At 60.4% G+C, this 24607-nt stretch carries 22 protein-coding genes and 1 tRNA gene; 22 read left to right on the forward strand and 1 reads right to left on the reverse strand.

Annotated features, from left to right (window positions below; genetic code table 11):
- The first annotated feature begins 17 nt into the window (after positions 1-17).
- The 19 genes from A4A58_RS18430 to A4A58_RS18520 all read left to right on the forward strand — a co-directional run bounded on the left by A4A58_RS18430 (position 18) and on the right by A4A58_RS18520 (position 21321).
- Positions 18-836 (forward strand): alpha/beta fold hydrolase, encoded by an 819-nt coding sequence (locus A4A58_RS18430; protein WP_068735355.1) that lies wholly within the window; start codon positions 18-20, stop codon positions 834-836.
- Between the two features lie 12 nt (positions 837-848).
- Positions 849-1343, forward strand: coding sequence for a DUF309 domain-containing protein (locus A4A58_RS18435; protein WP_244499801.1), 495 nt, complete (start codon positions 849-851; stop codon positions 1341-1343).
- Positions 1344-1454: 111 nt separating this feature from the next.
- Positions 1455-3143, forward strand: coding sequence for a 2,3-epoxybenzoyl-CoA dihydrolase (boxC, locus tag A4A58_RS18440; RefSeq protein WP_068734725.1), 1689 nt, complete (start codon positions 1455-1457; stop codon positions 3141-3143).
- A 104-nt stretch (positions 3144-3247) separates the two neighbouring features.
- Positions 3248-4693 (forward strand): benzoyl-CoA 2,3-epoxidase subunit BoxB, encoded by a 1446-nt coding sequence (gene boxB, locus A4A58_RS18445; protein WP_068734727.1) that lies wholly within the window; start codon positions 3248-3250, stop codon positions 4691-4693.
- Between the two features lie 73 nt (positions 4694-4766).
- Positions 4767-5960 (forward strand): benzoyl-CoA 2,3-epoxidase subunit BoxA, encoded by a 1194-nt coding sequence (gene boxA / locus A4A58_RS18450; RefSeq protein WP_068735357.1) that lies wholly within the window; start codon positions 4767-4769, stop codon positions 5958-5960.
- A gap of 93 nt (positions 5961-6053) precedes the next feature.
- Positions 6054-7943: a feruloyl-CoA synthase gene (locus A4A58_RS18455; protein WP_081421948.1), complete on the forward strand. Its 1890-nt coding sequence runs from the start codon at positions 6054-6056 to the stop codon at positions 7941-7943.
- Between the two features lie 619 nt (positions 7944-8562).
- On the forward strand, positions 8563-9282 hold the full coding sequence (locus tag A4A58_RS18460; RefSeq protein WP_068734729.1) for an aspartate/glutamate racemase family protein: 720 nt from the start codon (positions 8563-8565) through the stop codon (positions 9280-9282).
- 75 nt (positions 9283-9357) lie between these two features.
- Positions 9358-10218: a VOC family protein gene (locus A4A58_RS18465; RefSeq protein ID WP_068734731.1), complete on the forward strand. Its 861-nt coding sequence runs from the start codon at positions 9358-9360 to the stop codon at positions 10216-10218.
- Entirely contained in the window at positions 10218-11339 is a 1122-nt protein-coding gene (locus A4A58_RS18470) for a M14 family metallopeptidase (RefSeq protein ID WP_068734733.1), read from the forward strand. Before A4A58_RS18465 ends, A4A58_RS18470 begins: the two co-directional genes overlap by 1 nt.
- 21 nt (positions 11340-11360) lie before the next feature.
- Positions 11361-12374 (forward strand): quinone oxidoreductase family protein, encoded by a 1014-nt coding sequence (locus A4A58_RS18475; protein WP_068734735.1) that lies wholly within the window; start codon positions 11361-11363, stop codon positions 12372-12374.
- The gene (locus A4A58_RS18480; RefSeq protein ID WP_081421949.1) at positions 12371-12796 is read left to right on the forward strand and encodes a PaaI family thioesterase; all 426 of its coding nucleotides are present in this window, start codon (positions 12371-12373) and stop codon (positions 12794-12796) included. The genes A4A58_RS18475 and A4A58_RS18480 overlap by 4 nt, the downstream gene beginning before the upstream one ends.
- A 90-nt stretch (positions 12797-12886) precedes the next feature.
- The gene (locus A4A58_RS18485) at positions 12887-14461 is read left to right on the forward strand and encodes an ABC transporter substrate-binding protein (protein ID WP_244499802.1); all 1575 of its coding nucleotides are present in this window, start codon (positions 12887-12889) and stop codon (positions 14459-14461) included.
- Positions 14462-14475: 14 nt separating this feature from the next.
- Positions 14476-15444, forward strand: coding sequence for an ABC transporter permease (locus tag A4A58_RS18490; protein ID WP_068734739.1), 969 nt, complete (start codon positions 14476-14478; stop codon positions 15442-15444).
- Positions 15445-15447: 3 nt separating this feature from the next.
- Positions 15448-16293 carry an ABC transporter permease gene (locus tag A4A58_RS18495; protein WP_081421950.1) on the forward strand — a complete coding sequence of 282 codons (846 nt, stop codon included), beginning with the start codon at positions 15448-15450 and terminating at the stop codon, positions 16291-16293.
- 7 nt (positions 16294-16300) lie between these two features.
- Positions 16301-17323: an oligopeptide/dipeptide ABC transporter ATP-binding protein gene (locus tag A4A58_RS18500; protein WP_081421974.1), complete on the forward strand. Its 1023-nt coding sequence runs from the start codon at positions 16301-16303 to the stop codon at positions 17321-17323.
- On the forward strand, positions 17301-18290 hold the full coding sequence (locus A4A58_RS18505; RefSeq protein ID WP_068734743.1) for an ABC transporter ATP-binding protein: 990 nt from the start codon (positions 17301-17303) through the stop codon (positions 18288-18290). The genes A4A58_RS18500 and A4A58_RS18505 overlap by 23 nt, the downstream gene beginning before the upstream one ends.
- 24 nt (positions 18291-18314) lie before the next feature.
- Positions 18315-19823, forward strand: coding sequence for a class I adenylate-forming enzyme family protein (locus A4A58_RS18510; RefSeq protein WP_068734746.1), 1509 nt, complete (start codon positions 18315-18317; stop codon positions 19821-19823).
- Positions 19820-20581 carry an SDR family NAD(P)-dependent oxidoreductase gene (locus A4A58_RS18515; RefSeq protein WP_068734749.1) on the forward strand — a complete coding sequence of 254 codons (762 nt, stop codon included), beginning with the start codon at positions 19820-19822 and terminating at the stop codon, positions 20579-20581. Before A4A58_RS18510 ends, A4A58_RS18515 begins: the two co-directional genes overlap by 4 nt.
- Positions 20582-20805: 224 nt before the next feature.
- Positions 20806-21321: an Lrp/AsnC family transcriptional regulator gene (locus A4A58_RS18520; protein WP_068734751.1), complete on the forward strand. Its 516-nt coding sequence runs from the start codon at positions 20806-20808 to the stop codon at positions 21319-21321.
- A 584-nt stretch (positions 21322-21905) separates the two neighbouring features.
- Here A4A58_RS18520 and A4A58_RS18525 read toward each other — a convergent pair.
- Positions 21906-21980: transfer RNA gene (locus A4A58_RS18525), tRNA-Thr, on the reverse strand.
- Positions 21981-22313: 333 nt separating this feature from the next.
- Here A4A58_RS18525 and A4A58_RS18530 point away from each other — a divergent pair.
- Genes A4A58_RS18530 through A4A58_RS18540 form a run of 3 tightly spaced genes read left to right on the forward strand, consistent with a single transcriptional unit; the run spans position 22314 to position 24600 of the window.
- A complete protein-coding gene (locus tag A4A58_RS18530) occupies positions 22314-22526 on the forward strand; it encodes a hypothetical protein (protein ID WP_068734753.1) in 213 nt (70 codons plus the stop codon).
- Positions 22527-22561: 35 nt separating this feature from the next.
- Entirely contained in the window at positions 22562-24271 is a 1710-nt protein-coding gene (locus tag A4A58_RS18535; protein WP_081421951.1) for an FAD-dependent oxidoreductase, read from the forward strand.
- Between the two features lie 20 nt (positions 24272-24291).
- Positions 24292-24600 carry a UBP-type zinc finger domain-containing protein gene (locus A4A58_RS18540; protein ID WP_068734755.1) on the forward strand — a complete coding sequence of 103 codons (309 nt, stop codon included), beginning with the start codon at positions 24292-24294 and terminating at the stop codon, positions 24598-24600.
- The last annotated feature ends 7 nt before the right edge of the window (positions 24601-24607 follow it).

A 24607-nucleotide genomic window follows, 5' to 3' on the forward strand; every position in this document is an offset into this window, starting at 1 on the left:
GAGAGATGGATGACAAGATGAGCGCATTGCAATCCGCAGGACGGCTGACCATCGGTGCGTCCGAACTCGAGTACCGCATGATCGGTCCGCAACCCGACGCGGCGCCGACCATCGTGCTGCTGCATGAAGGGCTGGGCTCGGTCGCGCTGTGGGGCGACTTCCCGGACAAGCTTCAGGCAGCGACCGGGGCCGGCGTCTTCGTCTATTCGCGCGCCGGATATGGCGCGTCGACCCCGGTCGCGCTGCCGCGGCCGCTGGACTACATGCATATCGAAGCACTTGAGGTGCTGCCGCAGTTGCTCGATGTCATCGGCTTTCGCCGCGGCTTGCTGGTCGGTCATTCCGATGGCGGATCCATCGCCGCAATCTATGCCGGCGGCATTCAGGATCATCGCATCCGCGGCGTCTCGATGATCGCGCCGCATTTCGTCGTTGAGGATATTTCCGTCACGTCGATCGCCGAAATCAAAACGAGTTACGAGCAGGACGACCTGAAAGCGAAGCTCGCGCGCTGGCATGATGACGTCGACAACGCGTTCTATGGCTGGAACGGCGCATGGCTCGACCCGCAGTTCCGCGACTGGGATATTTCCGACTATCTCGCTTACGTGCGCGTGCCCGTGCAGATTTTGCAGGGCGCCGACGATCAGTACGGCACCATGAGGCAGATCGAGATCGCCGAGGTCGAATGCTATTGCCCGGTGGATGTCGAGATCATTCCCGGCGCTGCGCATTCGCCCCATCGTGAAGCCCCCGAGGCAACCTTGCGTGCCGTGGCGGATTTCGCCAATCGCCTGCTGCATTTTCACGGCGAGGGCGAATTACGCGCTGCGTAAGCGGGTACGATCGTGACTGTCACTCCTTCTCTCGCGATGCCGCGCTGGCCATATCGGCTCGGCAAGCAGGTGAAGGCTGATCACGACACGCTCGCGCTGGCCAAGGCACTGGTCCCGATGCGCTATGCAGGCTTCGTCCCGGCGGGTGATCCGGCGTTGCGCTATGGGCTCGCGCTCAACGATGCCGGCTTCTTCTGGGAGGCTCACGAAATTCTCGAGGCTGTCTGGAAGGTCGCGCCGCAAAGAGGGCGCGACCGGATTCTGCTTCGCGCCTGTATTCAGGTTGCCAATGCCAATCTGAAACTCAGGCTGCAGCGGCCGCGCGCGGCATATCGATTGCTGCAGGAAGCACTGTCCGAACTCGATGAACTCGCCATGCGTCCGCTGGCGGGTGTTGCCGGAAGTTTTTCCGAGCACTTTCCGGTCGCAGTGCTGGCGTCTGTGATCGCCCATCAACTGGCAATCGATGAGGCCGAGCGCGGTCTGATTAATATCGTCCGGATATGAAAGAAAATGCATGTTTCCGTTCGATTCTTCTAGACGGCTCCAATATCATGAATTATTGTGCATATAAGCAAGGCGCACGGTGCATAAATCAAGACTGTCAAAGGGTGGAGCATGGCCGCAGAGCAACGCGTTCTCTCGAACGGCGCCAAATTTATCGACTTCCAGACCGATCCGTCGCGCTACCGCCACTGGAAGCTCAGTGTCGATAACGACGTGGCAACGCTGACCATGGATGTCGATGAGAATGGCGGTCTGTTCGAGGGCTATCAGCTCAAACTGAATTCCTACGATCTTGGCGTCGATATCGAACTGGCGGATGCCGTGCAGCGGCTGCGCTTTGAATATCCCGAGGTCAAGGTCGTGCTGCTGCGCTCCGGCAAGAACCGCGTGTTCTGCGCTGGCGCCAATATCCGCATGCTGGCCGGCGCTACTCACGCCCACAAGGTCAATTTTTGCAAATTCACCAACGAGACTCGCAACGGCTTTGAAGACTCGAGCGAAAATTCCGGCCAGCGCTTCATTTCAGTGATCAACGGTACCGCTGCGGGTGGTGGCTATGAACTGGCGCTGGCCACCGATCACATTATCATGGCGGACGATGGCTCGGCGGCGGTGGCGCTGCCGGAAGTGCCGTTGCTGGCGGTGCTGCCGGGCACTGGCGGTCTGACGCGTGTGGTCGACAAGCGCAAGGTGCGCCGCGATCACGCAGATTACTTCTGCACGATCGAGGAAGGCATCAAAGGCAAGCGCGCGGTGGCGTGGCGGCTGGTCGATGACATCATCCCGAACAGCAAGCTTGAAGCCAAGGTCGCGGAACGGGCCAAAGAGTTTCTGGCGACGTCGAAACGTAGTGGCGCCGGCGATGGTCTCAAGTTGGCATCGCTGAATCGCAGATTCGACGACAGCGGCATCCGCTACGATATGGTCAATGTCGATATCAATCGCGCAGAACGAATTGCTACCATCTCGATCAAAGCGCCCGAGGGCTCAGCACCGTCAGATATCGATGGAATGATCGCGCAGGGGGACAGTTTCTGGCCGCTGCAGGTGGCGCGCGAGCTGGACGATGCCATCCTGCATCTGCGGATCAATGAACTTGAGACCGCCATGCTGGTGTTCAAGTCGCATGGCGACGGCGCCAATGTGCTGACCCATGATGTCTTCCTCGAAACGCACAAGGTGCATTGGCTGATCAACGAGATCCGGCAATACTGGAAGCGGGTGCTGAAGCGTATCGACGTGACGTCGCGCACGCTGGTGACACTGGTCGAGCCGGGCTCGTGCTTTGTCGGCACGCTGGCCGAACTCGTCTTCGCTGCGGACCGCTCCTACATGCTGGTCGGCCAAAAGCAGGGCGACAACCGCGCGCCGCCGGCCATTGTACTGAGCGCGATGAATTTCGGGCCTTACCCGATGAGCCACGGGCTGACGCGGCTACAGTCGCGCTTCCAGGCCGATCCGGAGGATGTAACCCGCGCGAAAGCGAGGATTGGTGAGCCGCTCGATGCGGAAACCGCCGAGCAGCTCGGGCTCGTCACCTTCGCGCTCGATGATATCGACTGGGATGACGAGGTGCGTGTGTTCTTCGAAGAACGCTGCAGCTTCTCACCCGATAGCCTCACAGGCATGGAAGCCAATCTGCGCTTTGTCGGGCCGGAGACGATGGAATCGAAAATCTTCTCGCGGCTGACGGCCTGGCAGAACTGGATCTTCCAGCGGCCCAATGCAGTTGGCGAGAACGGCGCGCTTGGACGTTACGGTACCGGCCAGAAGGCGCAGTTCGACATGACGCGCGTGTAGCGTCCGCAACTGGAACAGCGCGGCCATGTGTCACTCTTTGGATAAATGCAAGTCGGTGGCTTGCCCAATTCGAACGATCAGAAATACAGCGGGAGACCCCAGTCATGAACATCATGAATGTCGACTACAGCACCAAGATTCCGAACAACGTCAATCTGGCCGAGGATCGCCAGGTGCTCAAGGCGCTGGAGGGATGGCATCCCGGCTATCTCGATTGGTGGAACGACATGGGGCCTGAAGGTTTTCAGGAATCCCTCGTCTATTTGCGCACCGCGATATCGGTCGATCCCAAAGGATGGGCCAAGTTCGACTATGTGAAGATGCCTGAATATCGCTGGGGCGTGTTGCTGGCGCCGCAGGACACCGAGCGCAAGGTGAATTTCGGGCGACATATGGGTGAACCCGCCTGGCAGGAAGTCCCCGGCGAATATCGCGCGATGCTCCGCCGTCTCGTTGTGATCCAGGGCGATACCGAACCGGCCTCGGTCGAGCAGCAGCGTCATCTCGGCCAGACCGCGCCGTCGCTCTACGATTTGCGCAACCTGTTCCAGGTCAATGTGGAGGAGGGCCGCCATCTCTGGGCGATGGTCTATCTGCTGCAGAAATATTTTGGCCGGGACGGCCGCGAGGAGGCCGACGATCTTCTCCGTCGCCGCTCGGGGGATGCCGATGCGCCGCGCATGCTCGGTGCGTTCAACGAGGCCACGCCGGACTGGTTGTCCTTCTTCATGTTTACCTTCTTCACCGACCGCGATGGCAAGATGCAGTTGGAGAGTCTCGCCCAATCCGGCTTCGACCCGCTGTCGCGGACCTGCCGCTTCATGCTGACGGAGGAGGCGCATCATATGTTCGTCGGCGAGACCGGCGTCGGCCGCGTGCTGCAGCGAACCTGCGAAGCGATGAAGGCGGCGGGGATCGAGGATCCAAACGCCATCGAGAAAATCCGTGCGCTCGGCGTGATCGATCTGCCGACCATGCAGAAGAAAATTAACCTGCATTATTCGCTATCGCTCGATCTGTTCGGCTCGGAAGTCTCGACCAATGCTGCGAATTTCTACAATTCCGGGCTAAAGGGAAGATTCCAGGAGACCAAGATCGAGGACGATCACCAGCTCACCAATGACATCTATCAAGTGCTGAAATTCGTCGATGGCGAGATCAAGCTGGTCGATGAGCCGGCGCTGACCGCGCTCAACATGCGCCTGCGCGACGATTACACCGCGGATTGTGCCAAGGGCGTCGAGCGCTGGAACAAGATCATCGAGAAGGCCGGCGTCAATTTCCGCTTCGATCTGCCTCACACCGCGTTCCATCGCCAGATCGGCGAATTCCGTGATGTGAACGCCTCGCCGAAGGGGATCATCATGAGCGATGCCGCCTGGGCGAAAGCTAGGAACGACTATCTGCCGTCCGTTGACGACGGTGATTTCATCGCATCGCTGATGACGCCGGTCAGCGAGCCCGGCAAGTTTGCCAGCTGGATATCGGCGCCGAAGGTCGGCATCGATAACAAGCCGGGTGACTTCGAATACGTAAAGATTGCGGCCTGAAACGAGCACACGCGGCGGAAGGATTTCCAGCTTCCGCCGCTGTCAGTCTTCGATGGCACGCGTGGGATTTGCCATGAACGCCCCTTTCAAACAGCACCTGATCGATCCGGAAATTTGCATCAGGTGCAACACCTGCGAGGAGAGCTGCCCGGTCGATGCGGTGACGCATGACGACAACAATTATGTTGTCAACGCGGAGATCTGCAATTACTGCATGGATTGCATTTCGCCGTGTCCGACCGGCGCAATCGACAACTGGCGCGTCGTCGCGGCACCGTATTCGCTCGACGAGCAATTCTCCTGGAATGATCTGCCGGCGCAGGAGGAGGTCGCGGACAATGGCGCTGGCGCGAGCGCCATCGAAGCACTGGAAGATGAAATCGGTGCGTTGCTCGAAGAAGCGCGTAAGGGGCTGGGCGGCAAGCCCGTCGCGCCGCCGTCATCGAGCAAGGCGTCGGTCAACCTTTACAACCGCAGCAAGCCTGCGCTGGCCACGGTAACCGGCAATTTCCGGCTCACCCACGCGACGGCCGACTCCGACGTGCGCCACATCATCCTGGATTTCGGCGAGCAGCCGTTTCCCATCCTCGAAGGCCAGAGCATCGGCATCGTCGTGCCGGGCCTGGGCGCGGACCGCAAGCCGCATCAGGTGCGGCTCTATTCGATCGCGAGCTCGCGCGATGGCGAGAAGCCGAACACCAACAATCTCGCGCTGACCGTGAAACGTGAGCCCGGTGGGCTGTGTTCGAATTACCTGTGCGATCTGCCGCGTGGCGCAAAGGTCGAAGTCACCGGGCCGTTCGGTGCCACCTTCCTGCTGCCAAACGATCCTTCCGCGAATGTGCTGATGGTCTGCACCGGCACAGGCTCTGCGCCCTTCCGCGGCTTCACGGAGCGCCGTCGTCGTGCGATGCCCGACGCGCCGGGGCGACTGTTGCTATTCTTTGGCGCGCGCCGCCCCGAGGAGCTTCCTTATTTCGGCCCGCTGCAGAAAGTCCCGGATGCGTTGCTGGGCAAACATTTCTGTTATTCGCGCGTCCCCGGCGAACCACGGGTCTATGTGCAGGATCGAATCCGGAGCGAGGCTGCCGCGATCACGTCCCTCCTGCAGAACGGGCATACCCACGTCTATATCTGTGGATTGAAAGGCATGGAGAGCGGCGTCGAAGAGGCGTTCGCGGATATCTGCCGCGCGGCGTCGATGGATTGGTCGGATCTGAAAGCGGCGATGCGCGGCGGTGGAAGATATCACGTCGAGACTTACTGATCGATGTTGCATCCGATCCGAGCCGGCAACAACCGGTTCGATTGAACAGCCCGAATAAGAACAAAGACGGGTACGTTATGGGGGAGAGAAGCGATGGTTCTGGACCGCGACAATGCGGCTGGCTCAGGCAGTCCATTTTTTCTGGCGCCGTCGGTTGACGCAGAACAGCGATCCGACGGTACGATCCTTCTTCGATCCGACACAGCGCTGCGTCCCTATGCGCGTTGTGCCGGGGACTGGCTCGAACATTGGGCAGAACAGGCACCGGAGCGGACCTTTCTGGCGGAGCGGTCCAGTCCGGATTTGCCTTGGGTGACGCTGAGTTATGCGGAGACGCTTCGGCGGGTGCGCGGCGCGGGTAGCTGGATTCTTGCACAGGAGATGAGTGCGCAGCGGCCGCTCGCGGTACTATCGGACAACGGCATCGAGCATGCGGTTCTGGCCCTGGCAGCGATGCATGTCGGTGTGCCCGTCGCTGCGATTTCCCCGGCATATGCGCTGATGTCGAAGGATTTCGAAAAGCTGCGTGGCGCGATTCAGCTTCTAGATCCCGGTGCTATCTACGTCTCGAACTTGCATCAGTTCGGTCAGGCCCTCGCTGCGATAGCTCCATTTCATACCGCTGCAGTCATCGGCGGTGGCGCGACCGCCGGGGCGGGATGGTCATATGCTGATGTGGTCACAACGCCGGTGAGCGCGGCGATCTATCATGCCTTCGCAGCGGTCGATGCCGATACGATCGCCAAATTCCTGTTCACGTCGGGATCGACGGGTGCGCCGAAGGCGGTCATCAATACCCAACGCATGCTGACCTCGAGCCAGCAGGCCAAGGCACAGACCTGGCCGTTTCTCGAAGCCCCGCAGAGCGAACTCGTCCTTCTCGATTGGCTGCCCTGGAGCCATACCTTCGGCGGAAATCACAATTTCAATATGGTGCTGCGCAACGGCGGAACGCTGTACATCGACAGCGGCAAGCCCGCGCCCGGATTGTTCGCGACGTCGATCGCCAATCTGCGCAGCGTCATGCCGACGGTCTATTTCAACGTGCCGCGTGGCTTCGACATGCTTATTGCAGCCCTGCGGAAGGACGACGGGTTGCGAGATCGCTTCTTCAGCGAGGTGAAGTTCGTCTTCTATGCCGGTGCGGCTCTGCCGCAGAGCACATGGTCGGCGCTGGAGACACTTTCCATCGAGACAATCGGGCGTCCGTTGCCGATGGTCTCCGCCTGGGGATCGACGGAAACATCGCCGCTTGCGACCGATTGTCATTTTCAGGCGCCGAGATCAGGCAATATCGGCGTGCCGATTCCCGGTACGGAGCTAAAGCTCGTGCCATCGGACGGCAAGTTCGAGGTGCGGGTGCGCGGGCCCAATGTGACGCCGGGCTACTGGAAGGCGCCGGACCTCACCGCGAAAGCTTTTGATGGGGACGGCTTCTATCTGATCGGCGATGCCGTTGCGTTTGCAGACCCGACCCATCCGGAGCAGGGTTTGTTGTTCGACGGACGCATCGCCGAGGATTTCAAGCTGACATCGGGCACATGGGTCAACGTCGGAACGCTGCGCGTGGCAGGAATCTCCGCATTGGCGCCGCTGGTTCAGGATATTGTCGTGGCCGGCCATGGCGGCGAGGATGTGCGCTTCCTTCTTGTTCCCAACCTGGCTGCCTGCCGCGCGGTGTCCGGCCTGCCGGAGTCAGCGAGCATCGATGTCGTGCTTGGCTGCGAAAATGTGCGTTCGTTCATAGGGGAAGGGCTCGCAAGACTGAAGGCGGCAGGCGGAGGGTCTTCCACCTATGCAATTTGCGCGCTTTTGCTGGCAGAGCCGCTATCTGTCGATGGCGGCGAGATTACTGACAAGGGCTACGTCAATCAGCGCGCGGTTCTTGCGCGCCGTGCAGCCGACGTCGAAGATCTGAACAGAGGGGTCTCAGGTCGCCTGATAATCTGCGCGAGTGTCGAGCAATACGCCCGTCAAGCCTAGGACGTTCAGAATCCGAACGATGCTTCGAGATTAAAAAAATATCGCGTGATGGAAGGCATCAGGTCGAGCGGTCACACACAAGACTCTGCCTATGCGATCAACTGTCACATGCCGTGTCATGTCGTCGTCACACGCCAGCGCGGGCGCCGTGGTCAAATATGGCGCTCTTCCCCAGAGCACATGGACCGGCGCGAGGGCATTCGCGCGCTCCACGAGGTCGCCTTTCCCTCCAGGAGGCGACCTCGTTTGTTTCTGATGAACGGCTCATGCGGAGTGTTCGCGGAACGTGTCCGATCCGCATGCGTGTTAAGTTGCACTAAGTTCTACTCTTGGTGCAGACCGAACTCCGGCATTTTTCTCACACAGTGAGATTTCACGCGACGCACACGGCGACTCCGGGCGCTGCACGTCGTTGCATCATTCTGATCTGTCAGGACCCAACGAAGAAACGTTGATGCGACGGAACGGAAAATTTGAAATCCTATTCCGCCGATCGCTCGAACTATGAAGTTTCTTCTCAGGCAAACTGAGTATGATGACTGCGATCCGCAATCGGATTGCGCGGCACCGATGCTATCGTTCCGTCAAGCACATCGACTGGACAGAGCGAGCAATAGTAATGCGGACGATTGGTTTGATTGGTGGAATGAGCTGGGAAAGTACTGCTGTTTACTATCGCCGGCTGAATGAGCAAGTCCGCGCCGAACTCGGTGGGCTCCACTCCGCGGATATACTGATGCGCTCGATCAACTTCGACGCGATTGTCAGCTTGCAGAAACAAGGGCGTTGGGACGAGGCCTGTCAGGTTCTCGCTGACATCGCACGCGATCTGGAAGGAGGCGGTGCTGGTTGCATTCTGATCTGCACGAATACAATGCACAAGCTTGCCGACGAAGTGCAGCAAGCAGTGTCGATTCCGCTTCTTCACATTGCCGACGTTACCGGCGCTGCCGTGAAGGCTGCAGGGCTGCAGCGGCCGCTACTTCTGGCAACGCGCTACACGATGGAACAGGACTTCTATGTGACGCGATTGCGCGAGGGGTTCGGGCTAGATCCCGTTATTCCCGCTGAGGCCGATCGTGTGTTCATTCACGACATCATCTTCGATGAACTATGCCAGGGCGTTGTTCGTGAGGATTCGCGCCGTCTCTATCTCGATGCGATTGCACGAGGAAAAGAGCGTGGCGCTGACGGCGTAATTCTTGGTTGTACCGAGATCTGTCTCCTGGTCGGCCCCGAGCACATCGATCTTCCGGTCTTCGATTCAACGATGCTGCATGCAGATGCGGCGTTGGCTTTTTCAATGTCGAAAGAAGAGCCGCGACCACGTGCTGCATGACGCCATCGTGATTAATGTTCGGGCTGGCACCAATCTTGCTGAGCTCACCAACTTGGACGGAGATGAGGTTTCTGTATGAGTGATATGCGTGCTGTTCAACGGAAGATCTCGCCTGTTCTCGATCACGTCGTCATCAACGTGATGGGCCAGCTTGATGAGGCTGCTGCACAATATGTTCGCCTCGGCTTCCAGTTGACGGAGCGCGGTCACCATACGCTCGGCTCCAGCAACAATCTTGCGATCTTCGGCACGAACTATCTTGAATTGCTCGGCTATCTGCCGGGGCGTGAAACGATGCGTGCAGATCTCTGGACACATCCTTCGGGATTGAGCGGTCTGGTTTTCAAGTCGGTCGATGCCGATCGGGTCTATGCGACGTTGAAGGACAATGCCGTTCCCGTCATGGAGCCAATGAGCTTTGCGCGGCCGGTCGAATTGCCGGGCGGCGCCCAAGACGCGCGTTTCAAGGTCATCCGCGTGGCGGGCGACGAAGTGCAGAACGGCCGCACGTTCTTCTGCCATCATGATACGCCGGAACTGGTGTGGCGCCCCGAATGGCAGACGCATGCCAATGGCGCCACTGAAATCGTCGAATTTGTCATCGCCTCGCAGCAGCCGGCGCGAACTGCAGCGCTCTATGAACGCATGTTCGACGCACCGCTCCTGACGCCGACGGATGGCGGCTTTTCGTTCAGCGCCGGCGCAGCGACGATCTTCGTACTCGATCCTGCAGCCGTGGCCGATCGCTACGTCGGGGCCGCGCTGGTCAGCCCGGATGGCACTGACCGCATGGTCGCGCTGGTGTTCAAGGTCGCGTCGCTCGACACGCCGCGCGCCGTATTCGATGCGGCCGGCGTTTCCTTCAAGCCCTATGCTGACGGCATCATCGTGTCGCATGCCGACGCAGCTAATGTCGCTCTGGGGTTCACGGCGTGATGGTAGCGCTCCCCAATGATTTCACCCGGAGTTTTGCGCTCGACTATGACGGCGCGCGCGTGAAGTTTCGCAACGCTGCGAATGACGTCGGCGCTGCGTTGACCACCTACACCCATCCGGCGCTGAAGGGCCCGAATGGCCAGGATCTGTGCATCGATGTGGAGCGGCTCGGCGATCCGCGCGCAGCTTCGCAACTGGTGATCCTCAGCGGTACCCACGGCCTCGAAGGCCTCAGCGGTTCGGCGGCGCAGATCGGTTGGATGCAGAGCAATTTTGCACGCGCCCTTCCGCGCGGTGTGTCGATTCTCTTCGTTCACGCGATCAATCCCTACGGCTTTGCCTGGGGGACGCGAGCTACAGAGAACAATGTCGATCTCAATCGCAACTTCATCGATTTCGCCGCTCCCCGTCCGGCCAATCCGGGCTATGCGAAGCTATATCCGCACCTGCTTCCGGAGGACTGGACGCCGGCAGCCTTGCAGATCTACGCCGACGCCGTGGAAGCCTTCAAGGACGCGCATGGCGATGACGGTCTGTTCGACACGCTGGCGCGCGGGCAGTACGACTTCCCGGAAGGTTCCAATTATGGCGGCTCCGGGCGCGAGTGGTCCAATCTGACTCTGGAGACCATCGTTGCCGATCATCTCGGTGCGGCAGAGCGCATCGGCTTCATCGATTGGCATACAGGCATCGGTGATTTCGGCGAGTCCTTCTTTCTGTGCTTCAACCCTGAAGGTGGCGCGCTTCATGCGGAAGCCGTGCGCTGGTGGGGGCGCGACCGCATCGTCGGCCAGAAGCCGAACAATTTTGCGCGGCCCAATTATCAGGGACTCGTGTTTCACGGCATGACCAGGTTCCTCGGCGCGCGACCGATGGTCGGCGCTGTGATCGAATTTGGCACGCGAGGTACCAAGGTTCGCCGCGCCCTGCAGCTCGATCTCTGGCTGAAGTTCAAGGCCGAGAAAGACAGCGAGCGCGTTCGCATGCTGCGCGCAGACCTGCACGATTGCTTCGTGCCCGTGTCGTCGCACTGGCGTGAAGAGACCACAGAACAAGCCATTTCCATCACTCAACAGGCGGTGGAGGGGCTAGCAAGCTGGTCCCTCTCTGCCGCAGCCTGAACCAACGGAGCGAGATAGATCATGCGAGCAGTTGTCCTTCACGAACACGGCGATAACGATAAGCTGCAATTCACGGCGGATTATCCGACGCCGAAGGCCGGCGAGGGCGACGTTGTCATCCGCGTGCGGGCATCGTCGATCAATTATCACGACGTTTTCACCCGCCGCGGTATGCCCGGCATCAAGGTGCCTCTGCCTGTCATCATTGGCCTCGACGTGGTCGGTGAGATCGCCGAACTTGGCGCGGGCGTTACTGGCTGGAATATCGGCGACCGCGTATTGATCGATCCCGTCAACCGCGTCGAAGGCGGCCTGATGGGCGAGACCCAGGACGGCGGCCTCGCCGAATTCTGCCGCGCCAAGGCGCATCAGCTCGTCAAGATTCCGGAAGGCGTCAGCTTTGAGCAGGCGGCCGCGCTGCCGGTCGCCTATGGCACCGCAATTCGCATGATGAATACCATCGGCCAGATCAAGGCCGGCGAGAAGGTTCTGATTCTTGGCGCCAGCGGCGGCGTTGGCGTCTGCTGTGTTCAGCTCGCCAAGCTGGCCGGCGCTTATGTGATCGCCTGTGCCGGCAGCGAGGAGAAGGGCAAGCGGCTCACGGAGCTCGGCGCGGACGAGATCATCCTCTACACGCAGTCCGACTTCATGAAGACGATCTATGAGCGCCACGGCAAGCCGCATCGCCGTCGCTTCGTCGAAGGTGGGGGTGTCGATGTCGTCGTCAATTTCACCGGCGGTGATACCTGGGTCAAATCGCTGCGTTGCCTGAAGCTCGGCGGCCGCATTCTGACCTGTGGCGCGACTGCCGGCTACTCGCCTACTGAAGATCTTCGCTTCATTTGGACCTTCGAACTGGAGATCAAGGGCTCCAACGGCTGGGAACGTGACGATATCACAAAACTGTTCGATCTCGTCGCCGCCAAGAAGCTGCAGGTACTGATCGACAAGACCTATCCGCTGGAAGAAGCGAAGGAAGCTGTGCGCGTCATTGAGGATCGTGCGGTATTCGGCAAAGTCGTGGTGACGCCGTGAGCAAGCCCGACGTCAAGACGCTGACGGCCCCTGAGATTCAGCAAATGCTGGACGTGTCGCCGTTCAATCTGTTCCTCGGTCTTGAGGTGATCAAGGCCGATCCGGAAACGCAGGAAGTGACGATGCGGTCGCCGATGCGGCCGGAATTCGAGCGCAGGCCGGGCTCAAAGCAATGGCATGGCGGCGTCATTGCCTCGGTCATCGACACCGTCGGCGATTTCGCCGTCGGCATGATGGTCGGGCGCGGCCTTCCGACCGTGAACTTCCGAGTCGATTACCTGAAGCCGGCTGTCGATACCGCCTTGATCGCCGTGTCGCGGGTGCGCCGTGCCGGCAAGAGCGTCGGTGTCGCTGACGTCGATGTGTTTGACGAAAAGGGGGCGCTGCTCGCCATCGGCCGCGGCACCTATTCGACGCTTTAAGCAAAATAATAGCAGTAACGCGCGACGGGGCCGTTTCCTGTTTGCAACAAAGGAAGAACGATGAGCGGTTTTAGCAGACGTGATTTTTTGATGACGACAGCCGGTGCTGCTTTGGCCTCCGGCTTCGTTGGTTCTTCCAGCGCTGCAACGGGTACGCCGAAACGCGGTGGCACGCTGGTTGGCACCTGGGGCGGTTTCGAGCCTCAGTCGTTGTTCGTACCTGCAGGCGGCGGATCGAGTCCCTATTTCACCTCAACCAAGGTGTTCGAGCGTCTGCTTCGGCTGACGGTGGATCTCAAATTCGAGCCCGTCCTTGCCCTCGATATCAAGCCGGCCGAAGATTTTCGCAGCTATACGATCAAGCTCCGTCCGAACGTCACCTGGCATGATGGCAAGCCGCTGACTGCTGAGGATCTCGTCTTCAACGCGATGGAGTATTGGAAGCCGATTTCTGCGGGCGTCACGCTTGACGCGCTTGAGGGGGCGGAGGCGGTCGATCCGCTGACGGTCGTGCTCAAGTTCAAGGTGCCAGTGCCGGAGTTCTTCCTCAAATCGGTGCTGGCCGGCAAAGCAGGCCTTGTGATCCCGAAGCATATCTATGCCGGAAGCAATATCATCACCAATCCGGTCAACAACACGCCAATCGGTACCGGTCCATTCAAGGTCAAGGAGTGGGTGCGCGGCAGCCACGTTGAATTCGCCCGGCATGATGGCTACTGGAATGCAGGCCTGCCGTATGTCGACAAGCTGGTGATCCGCTGGTGGCGCGATCCTGCGTCGCGCTCGGCCGCGTTCGAGGCTGGGCAACTCGATATCGGAACCTTCAATCCGATTCCGGCGCCAGACATCGCGCGCTTGACCGGCACCAAGAAATTTGTCGCTGAGACCAAGGGCTATTCGAACTCAGCGTGGATCACGAGCGTCGAGTTCAATCAGCGTCGCGAGATCTTCAAGAAGCGCGAGGTGCGTCAGGCCTTGCTGCATGCGATCGACCGCAGCTTCATCTCCGACACGATCTTCTTCGGCCGCGCGCATCCGTCGATCGGCGCGATCCCGTCATCGAACTCCATCTTTTTCACCAAGGACGTTCAGGATTACCCGTTTGACGTCAAGAAGGCGGCGAAGCTGCTCGACGCCGCCGGCTATCCGGTGAAATCCGGCTCCCGCTTCAAGATGAGCCTCGTCTCGGCGGGTTGGTTCGAAGAGAACGTCAAGATCGGCCAGTATCTGAAACAGGCCTTTGAGGACGTCGACATCACCGTGGAACTGGCGATCCCTGATCGTGCGACCTCGCTAAAGCGTATCTACAGCGACTATGAATATGACGTTGCTGTCTCCAATAATTCCGGAAGCATCGAGCTGATCCCGGCGACGACGCAATATTACACCACCGACGGCATCGTGAAGGGCGCCGCATTCCGCAATGCCACGGGCTATTCCAACCCAAAGATGGATGAAATCGTCGGCAAGATGGCCATCGAAACCGACGAAAAGAAGCGCGTGTCCTTGGTACACGAGTTCGACAAGCTCGCAGCCATCGATGCGCCTATCCTGCCCATGGTCGATCTCGAACCGGTGACGATTGCGCGCGCTGACGTTCGCAATCACTCACTGACCGCGGACTTCATGGGCGAAAGCTGGGCTGAGGTCTGGCTGGATCGCTGAGTGCGGAGATAAACGTGCGTCGCATCATTATCCGCAGGCTCGTGCAAATCATTCCGCTGATCTTCGCGGTCATCGTGATGAATTTTGTGCTGATTCATCTGGCTCCTGGCAGTCTGTTCGACGTGATGACGTCCGAGCAGCAGATTACGGACCCGGCGATGCTGGACCAGCTGCGCCACACATATGGTGTGGATCAACCGGTGACGGTGCAGCTGGCCAAGTATATCTGGTCGGTGATGCGGCTCGATCTCGGCTACTCGTACCGGCAGAACGCCCCGGTGTTTGATGTGATCATGCAGCAACTTCCGGCGACGCTGATCCTGATGCTGGCGGCAATCGGAATTGCCTTGCTCGTCGGCGTCACGGCCGGTGTGATGGCATCGATCAAGGTCAATACGATCTGGGACAACCTGATCTCGCTCGGTGCGGTATTCTTCTTCGCTGCACCGAGCTTCTGGCTCGGCATCATGATGACGGTGATGTTTGCGGTTAAACTCGGCTGGTTTCCGGTGGGCGGCATGCGCACCATTGGTGTGGACGAGAGCGCCATCGGCGCTGTGCTGGACGTCATGCACCATCTCGTCCTCCCCGCAACGGCGCTAGGGCTGTTCTACGCAGCGACCTTCGCGCGGGTGATGCGGGCCTCAATGTTGGAGGTGGCCCGGTTGGATTTCGTACGAACGGCGCGTGCCAAAGGCCTGTCGGGCGGTCGGGTGGTCCTGGCGCATGTGATGCGCAACGCTATGTTGCCGATCGTCACGCTGCTCGGATTGCAGCTTGGCACCATGCTCGGCGGCAGCGTCGTCATCGAGGCCGTGTTTAGCTGGCCCGGCATCGGCAGCCTGCTGTTCGACAGCGTGATGAGTCGCAATTTTCCCATGGTGCTCGGTGTGCTCATCCTCGGTTCGTTGCTGGTCGCTGTCTGCAACGCGACCGTCGATCTGCTGTATCTGCGGCTCGATCCCCGGATCAAGGCGAGGTAGTCCATGATCGCTCTTTTCATCGATTTCGCCCGGCGCTTTGCCCGCAACCGTGCGGCGTTGGTCGGGCTGTTCCTCGTGCTTGTCGTAATTGGCGTCGCCATCGCAGCCCCATGGTGGTTTCCACGCAATCCGTTGCGCATTGTCGGGCGTCCCGAGATCTGGCCGTTCGTGTCACCGCGCTATCCGCTTGGGACTGACTCGCTCGGGCGCGACATCGCGGCGATGACAGCCTACGGCGCGCGCACGACTCTCCTGATCGGCCTCTGCGCGAGTCTCACCGCCACCATCATCGGCATCACCGTTGGCGCCACTGCGGCCTATGTCGGCGGCTGGGTCGACGAGCTGTTGATGCGGCTGACCGAATTGTTCCAGACCATCCCGAACCTGATCTTCGTGCTGACCATCGTGTCGATCCTCGGGCAAAAGATCGAATATGTCACCATCGCCGTGGGAGTCGTGACCTGGACGCCGATCGCGCGGCTGACGCGTGCCGAGTTCATGTCGCTGCGTGACCGCGAATTTGTGCAGGCCTGCCGCGCCATGGGGATGGGCAGTCTGCGGATCATGTTCGGCGAGATACTACCGAATGCATTGCCGCCGGTGATCGTGCTGTCGTCGCTGGTCATTGCCGGAGCCGTTCTGTTCGAGTCAGCCGTAGCTTTCCTCGGGCTCGGCGATCCCAATGTCACCAGTTGGGGCCAGTTGATCGGGGACGGCCGAACGCTCATTCGCTCGTCCTGGTACATCTGTGCGGTGCCGGGTCTCGCGATCATGCTCACTGTGCTGGCGCTCAACCTTGTGGGCGATGGCCTCAACGATGCGCTCAACCCAAAACTGCGGGATCGCTGAGATGATCATGGGAAGCACAGCCGGTCCAACGCCAATCCTCTCCATTGAGAACCTGCAGGTGTCGTTGTTCACGCGCCGCGGCGTCTTGCCTGCGGTCGATGGCTTGTCGTTGACAGTCTCGGCCGGCGAGACGCTGGCCATCGTCGGTGAATCCGGCTGTGGTAAGTCGCTGACGGCGCTGGCGATCATGCGGTTGTTGCCGAACCCGCCGGCAAAGATCGTCGGTGGCGCTGTCCGCTTCATGGGGCGTGATCTCGCTGCCCTGTCCGAGCGCGAGATGCAGCGGGTTCGCGGCAAGGACATCTCGATGATCTTCCAGGATCCGATGACGTCGCTGAACCCTGTCGTGGCGGTCGGGGATCAGCTGATTGAGGCAATCAGGCGCCACAATGAAGTGTCGCGTCACGAGGCGAGAGACCGCGCGGTCGAGTTGCTGCGGCGGGTGCGCATCCCGGATGCGGAACGCCGCCTCAACGATTATCCGCACCAGATGTCCGGCGGCATGAGCCAGCGCGTCATGATCGCCATGGCGATTGCTTGTGGGCCGAAGCTCCTGATCGCCGACGAACCGACCACGGCGCTCGACGTCACCATTCAGGCGCAAATCATCGAACTGATGAAGGAGCTGCAGTCCAGCTCCGACATGGGTCTCATCATCATCACCCATGATCTCGGCGTGGTTGCCGAAGTCGCTGACCGGGTGGCCGTGATGTATGCCGGCCGCAAGGTCGAGGAAGCGCCGGTGGAGGCATTGTTCGAGCGGCCGCTGCATCGCTACACGCGGGGGCTGCTGGGGGCGACGCCGTCGGCACAGCGCCGCCGGGGCAGCCGCTTGGTCGAAATCACGGGCAACGTGCCGGCACTGTCCGATTTGCCGCAAGGCTGTGCCTTCCAGAACCGTTGTCCCGATGTATTCGATCGCTGCCGTGCCGAGCGACCACAGCTGGCGTCGTTGCTGCCGCACCGTTCCGCCGCCTGTTTTGCTGCCGAGAAGGAGTTATCGCGCGATGCCGCTGCTATCGGTGCTTAGTCTCTGTGTCCAATACCAGAGCGCACAGGGTGTCGTGCGGGCGGTCGACGATGTGAGTTTCGACCTCGAACCCGGAGAGACTGTAGGGCTGGTCGGGGAATCCGGCTGCGGCAAGTCCACGCTCGGCAAGGCGATCATGCGTCTGGTGCCGACGTCCGACGGACGCGTCTTCCTCGATGGTGACGATGTTACGCGGATGCAGGCCGGCGCGTTGAAGGCCTCGCGGAAGTCGATGCAGATGATCTTCCAGGATCCCTATGGATCGCTCAATCCACGCCACGACGTCGGCACCATCGTCGGGCAACCGCTCAGCGTCGCCGGCTGGTTGCGCCGTGATATCAAGGATCGTGTCGTTGAGCTGATGGGACAGGTAGGCCTGCCGGCCGACGCGATGCGGCGCTATCCGCATGAGTTCTCTGGCGGCCAGCGCCAGCGTCTCGGCATTGCGCGTGCACTTGCGCTCAAGCCCAAGGTCATCATCTGCGACGAGCCGGTATCTGCGCTGGACGTTTCGGTGCGCGCGCAGGTCATCAATCTGCTTGAGGACCTGCAGCAGGCAACGGGCGTGTCGTATCTGTTCATCTCGCACGATCTGTCGGTCGTCGAGCATATTTCGGACCGGCTGATCGTGATGTATCTCGGTCGTATCGTCGAAACAGGCCGCAGCGAGGACGTCTGGGATAGACCGGCGCATCCTTATACGGAGGCCTTGCTCGCCGCCGCGCCGATCGCCGATCCGCGCACTGCACGGAGCCGCGCCCGCAGCGTGCTGCAGGGTGAGTTGCCAAGCCCGCTCAATCCGCCGCCAGGCTGCAGCTTCAGTACGCGCTGCCCCTACGCTCAAGCGCTTTGCCGCGAGGAGCGACCGATGCTGCGTGACGTCGTCGGTGGCCGCAAGGTGGCTTGTCATTACGATCTGCTTGAACAACCCGCGGCGCTGCCGCGGGTTGCGCGGGTGGCCAATTGAGTTCTCAGAAGTGGAGCATTGCCAATGCGGTGGAATAATCTCGGCGACCTGATCGATCGCAGCGGTGACCTCGATCGGGAGGCGGTCATCGATCTGATCGATCCCGCGCATCCCAGGCGCTACACGCACCGTCAGATCGACGAGATGGCAAACGGGGTCGCCAAGTATCTCGTCGATAACGGTTACAAGCGCGGCACACATATCGCAATTCTGTCGCTTAACCGCGCCGAATACATCATGTGCTATTTCGGCATTATGCGCGCCGGATGCATCGCTGTTCCGGTCAATATCAAGGCTGCGCGCGATACGGTCGATTTTGTGATGGATGACGCGAAGATCGCGCTGGCCTTTGTCGACAATGCCAACCGGCCGATGGTGCGCGACGGCATTCCAGTCATCAATTTCGACGACAACGGCCCAAGCGGTTTTGCTGCGACCATCCGGCCCGCCATATTCAACGCCGTCGAGACTACGCAGGAAGAGATAGGGCAGATGCTCTACACCTCTGGCTCCACCGGCCGCCCCAAAGGCGTACCGCTATCGCATTACGGCCAGCTCTGGGCGATCTCGACACGTACCAGCGGCGCGCTCAACCAGGATGATCGCTACATCATCGCGCAGCCGCTGTTTCACATGAATGGCCTGTTCGCCATCAAGACCATCTTCGCCCAGAACGCGTCGGTCGTAATACTGCCGTCGTTCGAGACCCGCAGTTATATCGAGGCCATCGCCAAGTACAAGGTGACCGCCGCCACGGCGGTTCCCACCATGTGGGCCCGTGTCGTCAAGGAAACGGAACTGCTGGCGAAGAATGATATCACCTCGGTTCGTCGCCTGATGCTTGGATCGGCGCCGATGACCATGGGTCTGTGGGACAGGATCAAGCAGGCGCTGCCCAACGTCGTGATGACGATGGGCTATGGTACCACGGAAGCGGGGCCGGCTGTGTTCGGTCCGCATCCCGACAAGGTTCCGACGCCGCCGTTGGGGTTGGGATATCCGATCCATCTGGAAGATGTCCGGCTCGTCAACGGAACCGAGAATGAAGGCGTGTTGTTGATGCGGAATCCAGCAGTGCTGGATCACTATCACAATCTGCCGCAGCAGACCGCCAAGGTGCTGACCGATGGTTGGTATTACAGTGGCGATGTGATGCGCCGCGATGCCAGCGGCTTCTATTTCTTCGTAGGCCGTGCCGACGACATGTTTGTCTGCTCCGGCGAGAATATCTATCCGGGCGAAGTCGAGAAGCTGTTGGAACGTCACCCACAGGTCCAGCAAGCCGCGGTGGTGCCGTTGCCCGACGAAGAGCGTAGTCAGGTGCCGGTCGCCTTTATCGTCACCCGCGAGCAGCCCACGCCGAGCTTCGATGATATCCGTCAGTTCGCCATCGCCAATGGTCCGGCATATCAGCACCCGCGGCGGGTTGAGTTCGTCCACGAACTGCCTTGGGCGGGCACCAACAAGATCGATCGCAAGGCGCTGATCGATCGGGCGCGCAGCCTGGAAGCCAGTCACGGCTGGTCCGCATGAGCGGGCTGGCGGGGAAAATCGCGCTGGTTACTGGCGCAAGTCGGGGGATCGGTCAGGCTATCGCACGTCGCTTGGCGAAGGATGGCGCAACCGTCGCGATCCATTACAACGCCTCGGTCGATGCGGCGAATGAGACTGTGGCGGCCATCGCCGCTGCGGGGGGCAATGCCTTTGCCATCAAGGCCGATCTCTCGGAACGCAGTGGAGCAACTTCCCTGGCCGCTGATCTATGTGCCGAACTGACCAAGCGTTATGGCAGCCCTGCATTCGATATTCTCGTCAACAACGCCGGTCTCGGAAAACGCGCGACCATCGAGGATATTTCTGAGGACGACTTCGACCTTCTGCTGCAGACCAATCTGAAATCGCCGTTCTTTCTGATCAAGGCGTTGATGTCGCATCTGCGCAATGGCGGCCGTATCATCAACATCTCGTCGATGGGGACGCGTTCGGCCTATCCGACCATGGCCGCCTACGCGCCGGCCAAAGCGGGTCTGGAAGCGCTGAGCCGCTTGCTGGCCGTTCATCTCGGCGGTCGACAGATCACAGTGAATTCCGTGATGCCCGGTGCGACGGCGACGGACATGAACATCGTCGCGCGCGATCCGGTGGCCAGCCGCGCAGTGGCTGAGACAATCGCGCTCGGCCGGGTCGGGCAACCCGACGATATCGCCAGGGTCGTCGCCTTTCTCGCGTCGGACGAAGCGGGCTGGGTCACTGGCCAGCAGATCGATGCCAGCGGTGGCCAGCGACTGTAAGAGGCCACGCGGTCAATCAACGAGCCGATATCACGACACACGGTGGCGAATTCATCTTAGCGCTGCGTCAGCGAAGGCGTCGCTTTTGACGCCAGCCTGCTGCTTGAATGCGCAGCGATGATAATTGTTTATGCTCGCGAACTCCCAAATCTCGCAATAGCATTGCGTCACGATGGCAATGAACGGCAGAAATATTCTGCGTGCACCCTTCATCGGAGGCCAACATGCTCGACGAGCTCGACCGCAAAATTCTCGCGGCACTCCAGGTAGACAGTAGCCTTTCCATGCAGGACCTCGCCGATCGCGTAGGTCTGAGTTCCACGCCGTGTTGGCGTCGCATCCAGAAGCTCGAAAGCTCTGGCTACATCAAGCGACGCGTTGCACTTCTCGATGCAGACAAGCTGAATTTGGGTGTCAGCGTTTTCATCGCCGTGCGAACGAACCAGCATAACGCGGAGTGGGTTCAGCGTTTCCGGAAGATCGTCGTCAGCTTCCCCGAGGTGGTTGATTTCTATCGCCTGAGCGGTGACGTGGACTATCTGATCCGGGCTGTGGTCTCGGATATCCGGGCCTACGACGATCTTTATCAGCGGCTGATCGCGAAGATTGATCTGCATGATGTGTCGTCAATGTTCACGATGGAGCAGATCAAGTCGACGACCGAATTGCCGCTCATGAATGCTTTGGTGAAGCAGGGCAGGAGCGATATATCTTCGACGGCGCACTCCCTGTCACATTGAGATGCCGCGGTTGGATAGATCGTGGCAGTTACCGAAGCCTTCAATATGAGCTGAGTGTCGGGGGAGCCAACCCTTGCGTCGATATCGTGCGAAATACTCGTATGATTTTTGATGGCTCCGACGTTATCGCGTGGAGTGTATTCGTTCGCGTGGACGGACAGCACTGTTCTACGATTTCTCCGAGAGCGGCACGTCCGGCCGATCACATGCTGCGGGGCGATTGACCGGTTCGTCGATCTGGATCGGCGATGCCGTCGCATTTGGCGGCCTTCTACGGTTCGACGGGGGTCGGCAGAGGCATTATGTGCGCCAAACGAAAAACCCGCCGGTTAGGGCGGGATTCAGCGGTCATCTCGATTTTGGTCCATCATTCAAAGTCACAAGCGTACCGCCCCCGCGAAGGGGGCTGTTTCAAGTTCGTTTGAGTCCGGTGATACGGCTGCTTATGCCGGGCGACTGGAACGGGTAGGGAACAGAGCCCCGGATATTCCCGTATTGAACCGCGATTCGCGTTCTGTTCAGCCGCGAGATGCCTGATTGTCAGGCGCCTCGGTCGGGAGAACTTATTGATTTAACGGGGGAAATGGTGCTGCCAGACAGGATTGAACTGTCGACCTCTCCATTACCAATGGAGTGCTCTACCACTGAGCTACGGCAGCATGCTGGGTACAGGAATCAGCCTCAAGGGCGCCTACCAAGCGGGGCGATCCTTGCCACAAGGTCACGGGCGGCGCAAGCGCGGGTGGCACTTCGAATGCATCATTATAACAGGGGTGTGGTCGGCCTGTTGCGGTTGCAGCCGCCTTGCGCTTCGCTATTGGCGAGTCGATCCGGTTCCCCATGGCCCGCCAACCGCCGGCAGAGCCTTCATTGGCCGGATCATCACCTCGAGAAGTCGATATCTCGCGTGATCCGTTGAAGGCGGTTATGTATGGATCACAGGATCCAATCTGGCGCATCTGTGCACGCCATTCGATCGACCATAACTGCCCATGACCGATACGCCGAGCAAACCCGCCAAGGAAAGTGCAACTGCCCGTCAGGACAGGCTGCGCCAGGCGCTGCGTGAAAATCTCAAGCGCCGGAAGGTGCAAATGCGCGGGCGCGCCAGTCAGGCCGGCGATGTCGTCGCAGTCGAGGCGTCATCGGATGCCGATAAGATACAGGACTTCTGTTCAAGACCCGTCGATCCCGATCGGGATTGATGGCGCCTGTCCACCGCGTCAGCATGCGAGTTTAAATGTCATCAGAATCTCAGGCATCATCCAGCGCCGAACTGCCGGTCTACGCGCCGCGGGCGGCGCTGCCGCGTCACGATCAGACTTTTCCCGTGCTGACGGCGGCGGAGATCGAGCGGATGCGCCGCTTCGGTGAGATCCGGCATTACAAGGATGGCGATTGCCTGTTCGAGACCGGCAAGCTTGGTCCCGGCATGTTCGTGGTGCTATCCGGACATGTGACGATCACCCAGCGTGACGGTTTCGGCCGCATCACGCCGGTGGCCGATCAGTGCACCGGACAGTTCGTCGCCGAGATCGCGCAGCTGTCGGGCCGCGTCGCGCTGGTTGACGGTCATGCTGAAGGCGATGTCGAAACGCTGCTGATTCCGCCGGAACGGCTGCGCGCGCTGCTGATCGCGGAAGCGGATCTGGGCGAGCGCATCATGCGTGCGCTGATCCTGCGTCGGGTGAACCTCCTGCAGGGCAGCGCTGGCGGTCCGGCTTTCATCGGCGCAGCCAATTCCAGCGATGTCATTCGCCTGCAGGGCTTTCTCAGCCGCAACGGATATCCGCATCATCTGCTCGATCCGGCAACGGACAAGGACGCCGCCGATCTGATCGCGCGCTATACGCCGTCGCCGGAGGATCTGCCGCTGGTGGTGGTGGCTGACGGCACGGTGCTGCGCAATCCGTCATTCTCCGAACTCGCCCGCGCGATGGGCATGATCAGCCATATCGCCAAGGGCAAGACCTATGACGTTGCCATCGTCGGCAGCGGACCTGCGGGCCTGTCCACCGCGGTGTATGGCGCGTCCGAAGGTCTGTCGATTGCGGTGTGCGATGCCAAGTCGTTCGGCGGGCAGGCCGGTGCCAGCGCGCGGATCGAGAACTATCTCGGCTTTCCCACCGGCATCTCCGGCATGGCGCTCACGGCGCGTGCCTTCAACCAGGCGCAGAAATTCGGCGCCGATATCATGATTCCGGCCGCTGTGAAGTCGTTGGACTGCTCACGCAAGGACGGCTTGTTCGCGCTGGAGTTAGACGATGGCGATGTCATGCGTGCCAAGGCCATCGTGGTGGCATCGGGCGCGCGCTATCGACGGCCGGATATCGAGCGGCTCGCCGATTTCGAAGGTCGCGGCGTCTGGTACTGGGCATCTCCGATCGAGGCCCGGCTCTGCAGGGAGCAGGAAATCTACCTGGTCGGCGGTGGCAATTCGGCAGGTCAGGCGGCGGTGTTTCTCGCGAGCCAGGCCAACAAGGTGCATATGGTGATCCGCGGCGGGGGCCTCGGCGCCAGCATGTCGCGCTATCTGATCGAGCGCATCGAGGCGACACCGAATATCGAGCTGGTCTTCAACACCGAAGTCGTGGCGCTGGAGGGGACGCAGGAGGCGGGGCTCGAACGGATCTGCACCCGTAGTCGGCTGTCCGGCGAGGAGTCCTGCGCTGACATCCGCAATCTGTTCCTGTTCGTCGGCGCCGATCCCGCCACCCAATGGCTGGCGGATTGCGGCGTCACCCTCGATCGTCATGGCTTCATCATCACCGGCATTCCCGCCAATGGCCGCAGCGTGCAGGCGCTGGAGACGTCGGTGTCCGGTGTCTTTGCGGTCGGTGATGTGCGCTCGGGTTCGGTGAAGCGTGTCGGTGGCGCGATCGGCGAGGGCGCCCAAGTGGTGGCGGCGCTGCATGGTTTTCTCGGCGATGCGGCCACACCGACCCTTTGAGCTCATAACCGGAGATCATCATGCCCAAAGGCTGCACGCATATTTCCGGCATTCGCGATGTGACGCCCAGCGCACTCGGTTGCGAGGAATGCCTGAAGACGGGCAGCATATGGCTACACTTGCGGATCTGCCGGACCTGCGGCCATGTCGGCTGTTGCGACGATTCCCCGAACAAGCACGCGACCAAGCATTTCCACGCCACGAAGCATCCGATCATCGAAGGCTACGATCCGCCCGAAGGTTGGGGTTGGTGCTATGTCGACGAAGTCATGTTCGATTTGTCGGATCGAAAGACTCCGCACAACGGGCCGATTCCACGCTACTACTAATCGCGTG

The organism is Tardiphaga robiniae (genome assembly GCF_001618955.1).
Lineage (GTDB): Bacteria > Pseudomonadota > Alphaproteobacteria > Rhizobiales > Xanthobacteraceae > Tardiphaga > Tardiphaga robiniae_A.

What these genes read in the sequence shown, in the direction of transcription:
- A4A58_RS18430 (WP_068735355.1), top strand. Translation starts at nt 18, where the DNA reads ATGAGCGCATTGCAATCCGCAGGACGGCTGACCATCGGTGCGTCCGAA.
- boxC (WP_068734725.1), top strand. Translation starts at nt 1,455, where the DNA reads ATGGCCGCAGAGCAACGCGTTCTCTCGAACGGCGCCAAATTTATCGAC.
- boxB (WP_068734727.1), top strand. Translation starts at nt 3,248, where the DNA reads ATGAACATCATGAATGTCGACTACAGCACCAAGATTCCGAACAACGTC.
- boxA (WP_068735357.1), top strand. Translation starts at nt 4,767, where the DNA reads ATGAACGCCCCTTTCAAACAGCACCTGATCGATCCGGAAATTTGCATC.
- A4A58_RS18455 (WP_081421948.1), top strand. Translation starts at nt 6,054, where the DNA reads ATGGTTCTGGACCGCGACAATGCGGCTGGCTCAGGCAGTCCATTTTTT.
- A4A58_RS18460 (WP_068734729.1), top strand. Translation starts at nt 8,563, where the DNA reads ATGCGGACGATTGGTTTGATTGGTGGAATGAGCTGGGAAAGTACTGCT.
- A4A58_RS18465 (WP_068734731.1), top strand. Translation starts at nt 9,358, where the DNA reads ATGAGTGATATGCGTGCTGTTCAACGGAAGATCTCGCCTGTTCTCGAT.
- A4A58_RS18470 (WP_068734733.1), top strand. Translation starts at nt 10,218, where the DNA reads ATGGTAGCGCTCCCCAATGATTTCACCCGGAGTTTTGCGCTCGACTAT.
- A4A58_RS18475 (WP_068734735.1), top strand. Translation starts at nt 11,361, where the DNA reads ATGCGAGCAGTTGTCCTTCACGAACACGGCGATAACGATAAGCTGCAA.
- A4A58_RS18485 (WP_244499802.1), top strand. Translation starts at nt 12,887, where the DNA reads ATGACGACAGCCGGTGCTGCTTTGGCCTCCGGCTTCGTTGGTTCTTCC.
- A4A58_RS18495 (WP_081421950.1), top strand. Translation starts at nt 15,448, where the DNA reads ATGATCGCTCTTTTCATCGATTTCGCCCGGCGCTTTGCCCGCAACCGT.
- A4A58_RS18500 (WP_081421974.1), top strand. Translation starts at nt 16,301, where the DNA reads ATGGGAAGCACAGCCGGTCCAACGCCAATCCTCTCCATTGAGAACCTG.
- A4A58_RS18505 (WP_068734743.1), top strand. Translation starts at nt 17,301, where the DNA reads ATGCCGCTGCTATCGGTGCTTAGTCTCTGTGTCCAATACCAGAGCGCA.
- A4A58_RS18510 (WP_068734746.1), top strand. Translation starts at nt 18,315, where the DNA reads ATGCGGTGGAATAATCTCGGCGACCTGATCGATCGCAGCGGTGACCTC.
- A4A58_RS18515 (WP_068734749.1), top strand. Translation starts at nt 19,820, where the DNA reads ATGAGCGGGCTGGCGGGGAAAATCGCGCTGGTTACTGGCGCAAGTCGG.
- A4A58_RS18520 (WP_068734751.1), top strand. Translation starts at nt 20,806, where the DNA reads ATGCTCGACGAGCTCGACCGCAAAATTCTCGCGGCACTCCAGGTAGAC.
- A4A58_RS18530 (WP_068734753.1), top strand. Translation starts at nt 22,314, where the DNA reads ATGACCGATACGCCGAGCAAACCCGCCAAGGAAAGTGCAACTGCCCGT.
- A4A58_RS18535 (WP_081421951.1), top strand. Translation starts at nt 22,562, where the DNA reads ATGTCATCAGAATCTCAGGCATCATCCAGCGCCGAACTGCCGGTCTAC.
- A4A58_RS18540 (WP_068734755.1), top strand. Translation starts at nt 24,292, where the DNA reads ATGCCCAAAGGCTGCACGCATATTTCCGGCATTCGCGATGTGACGCCC.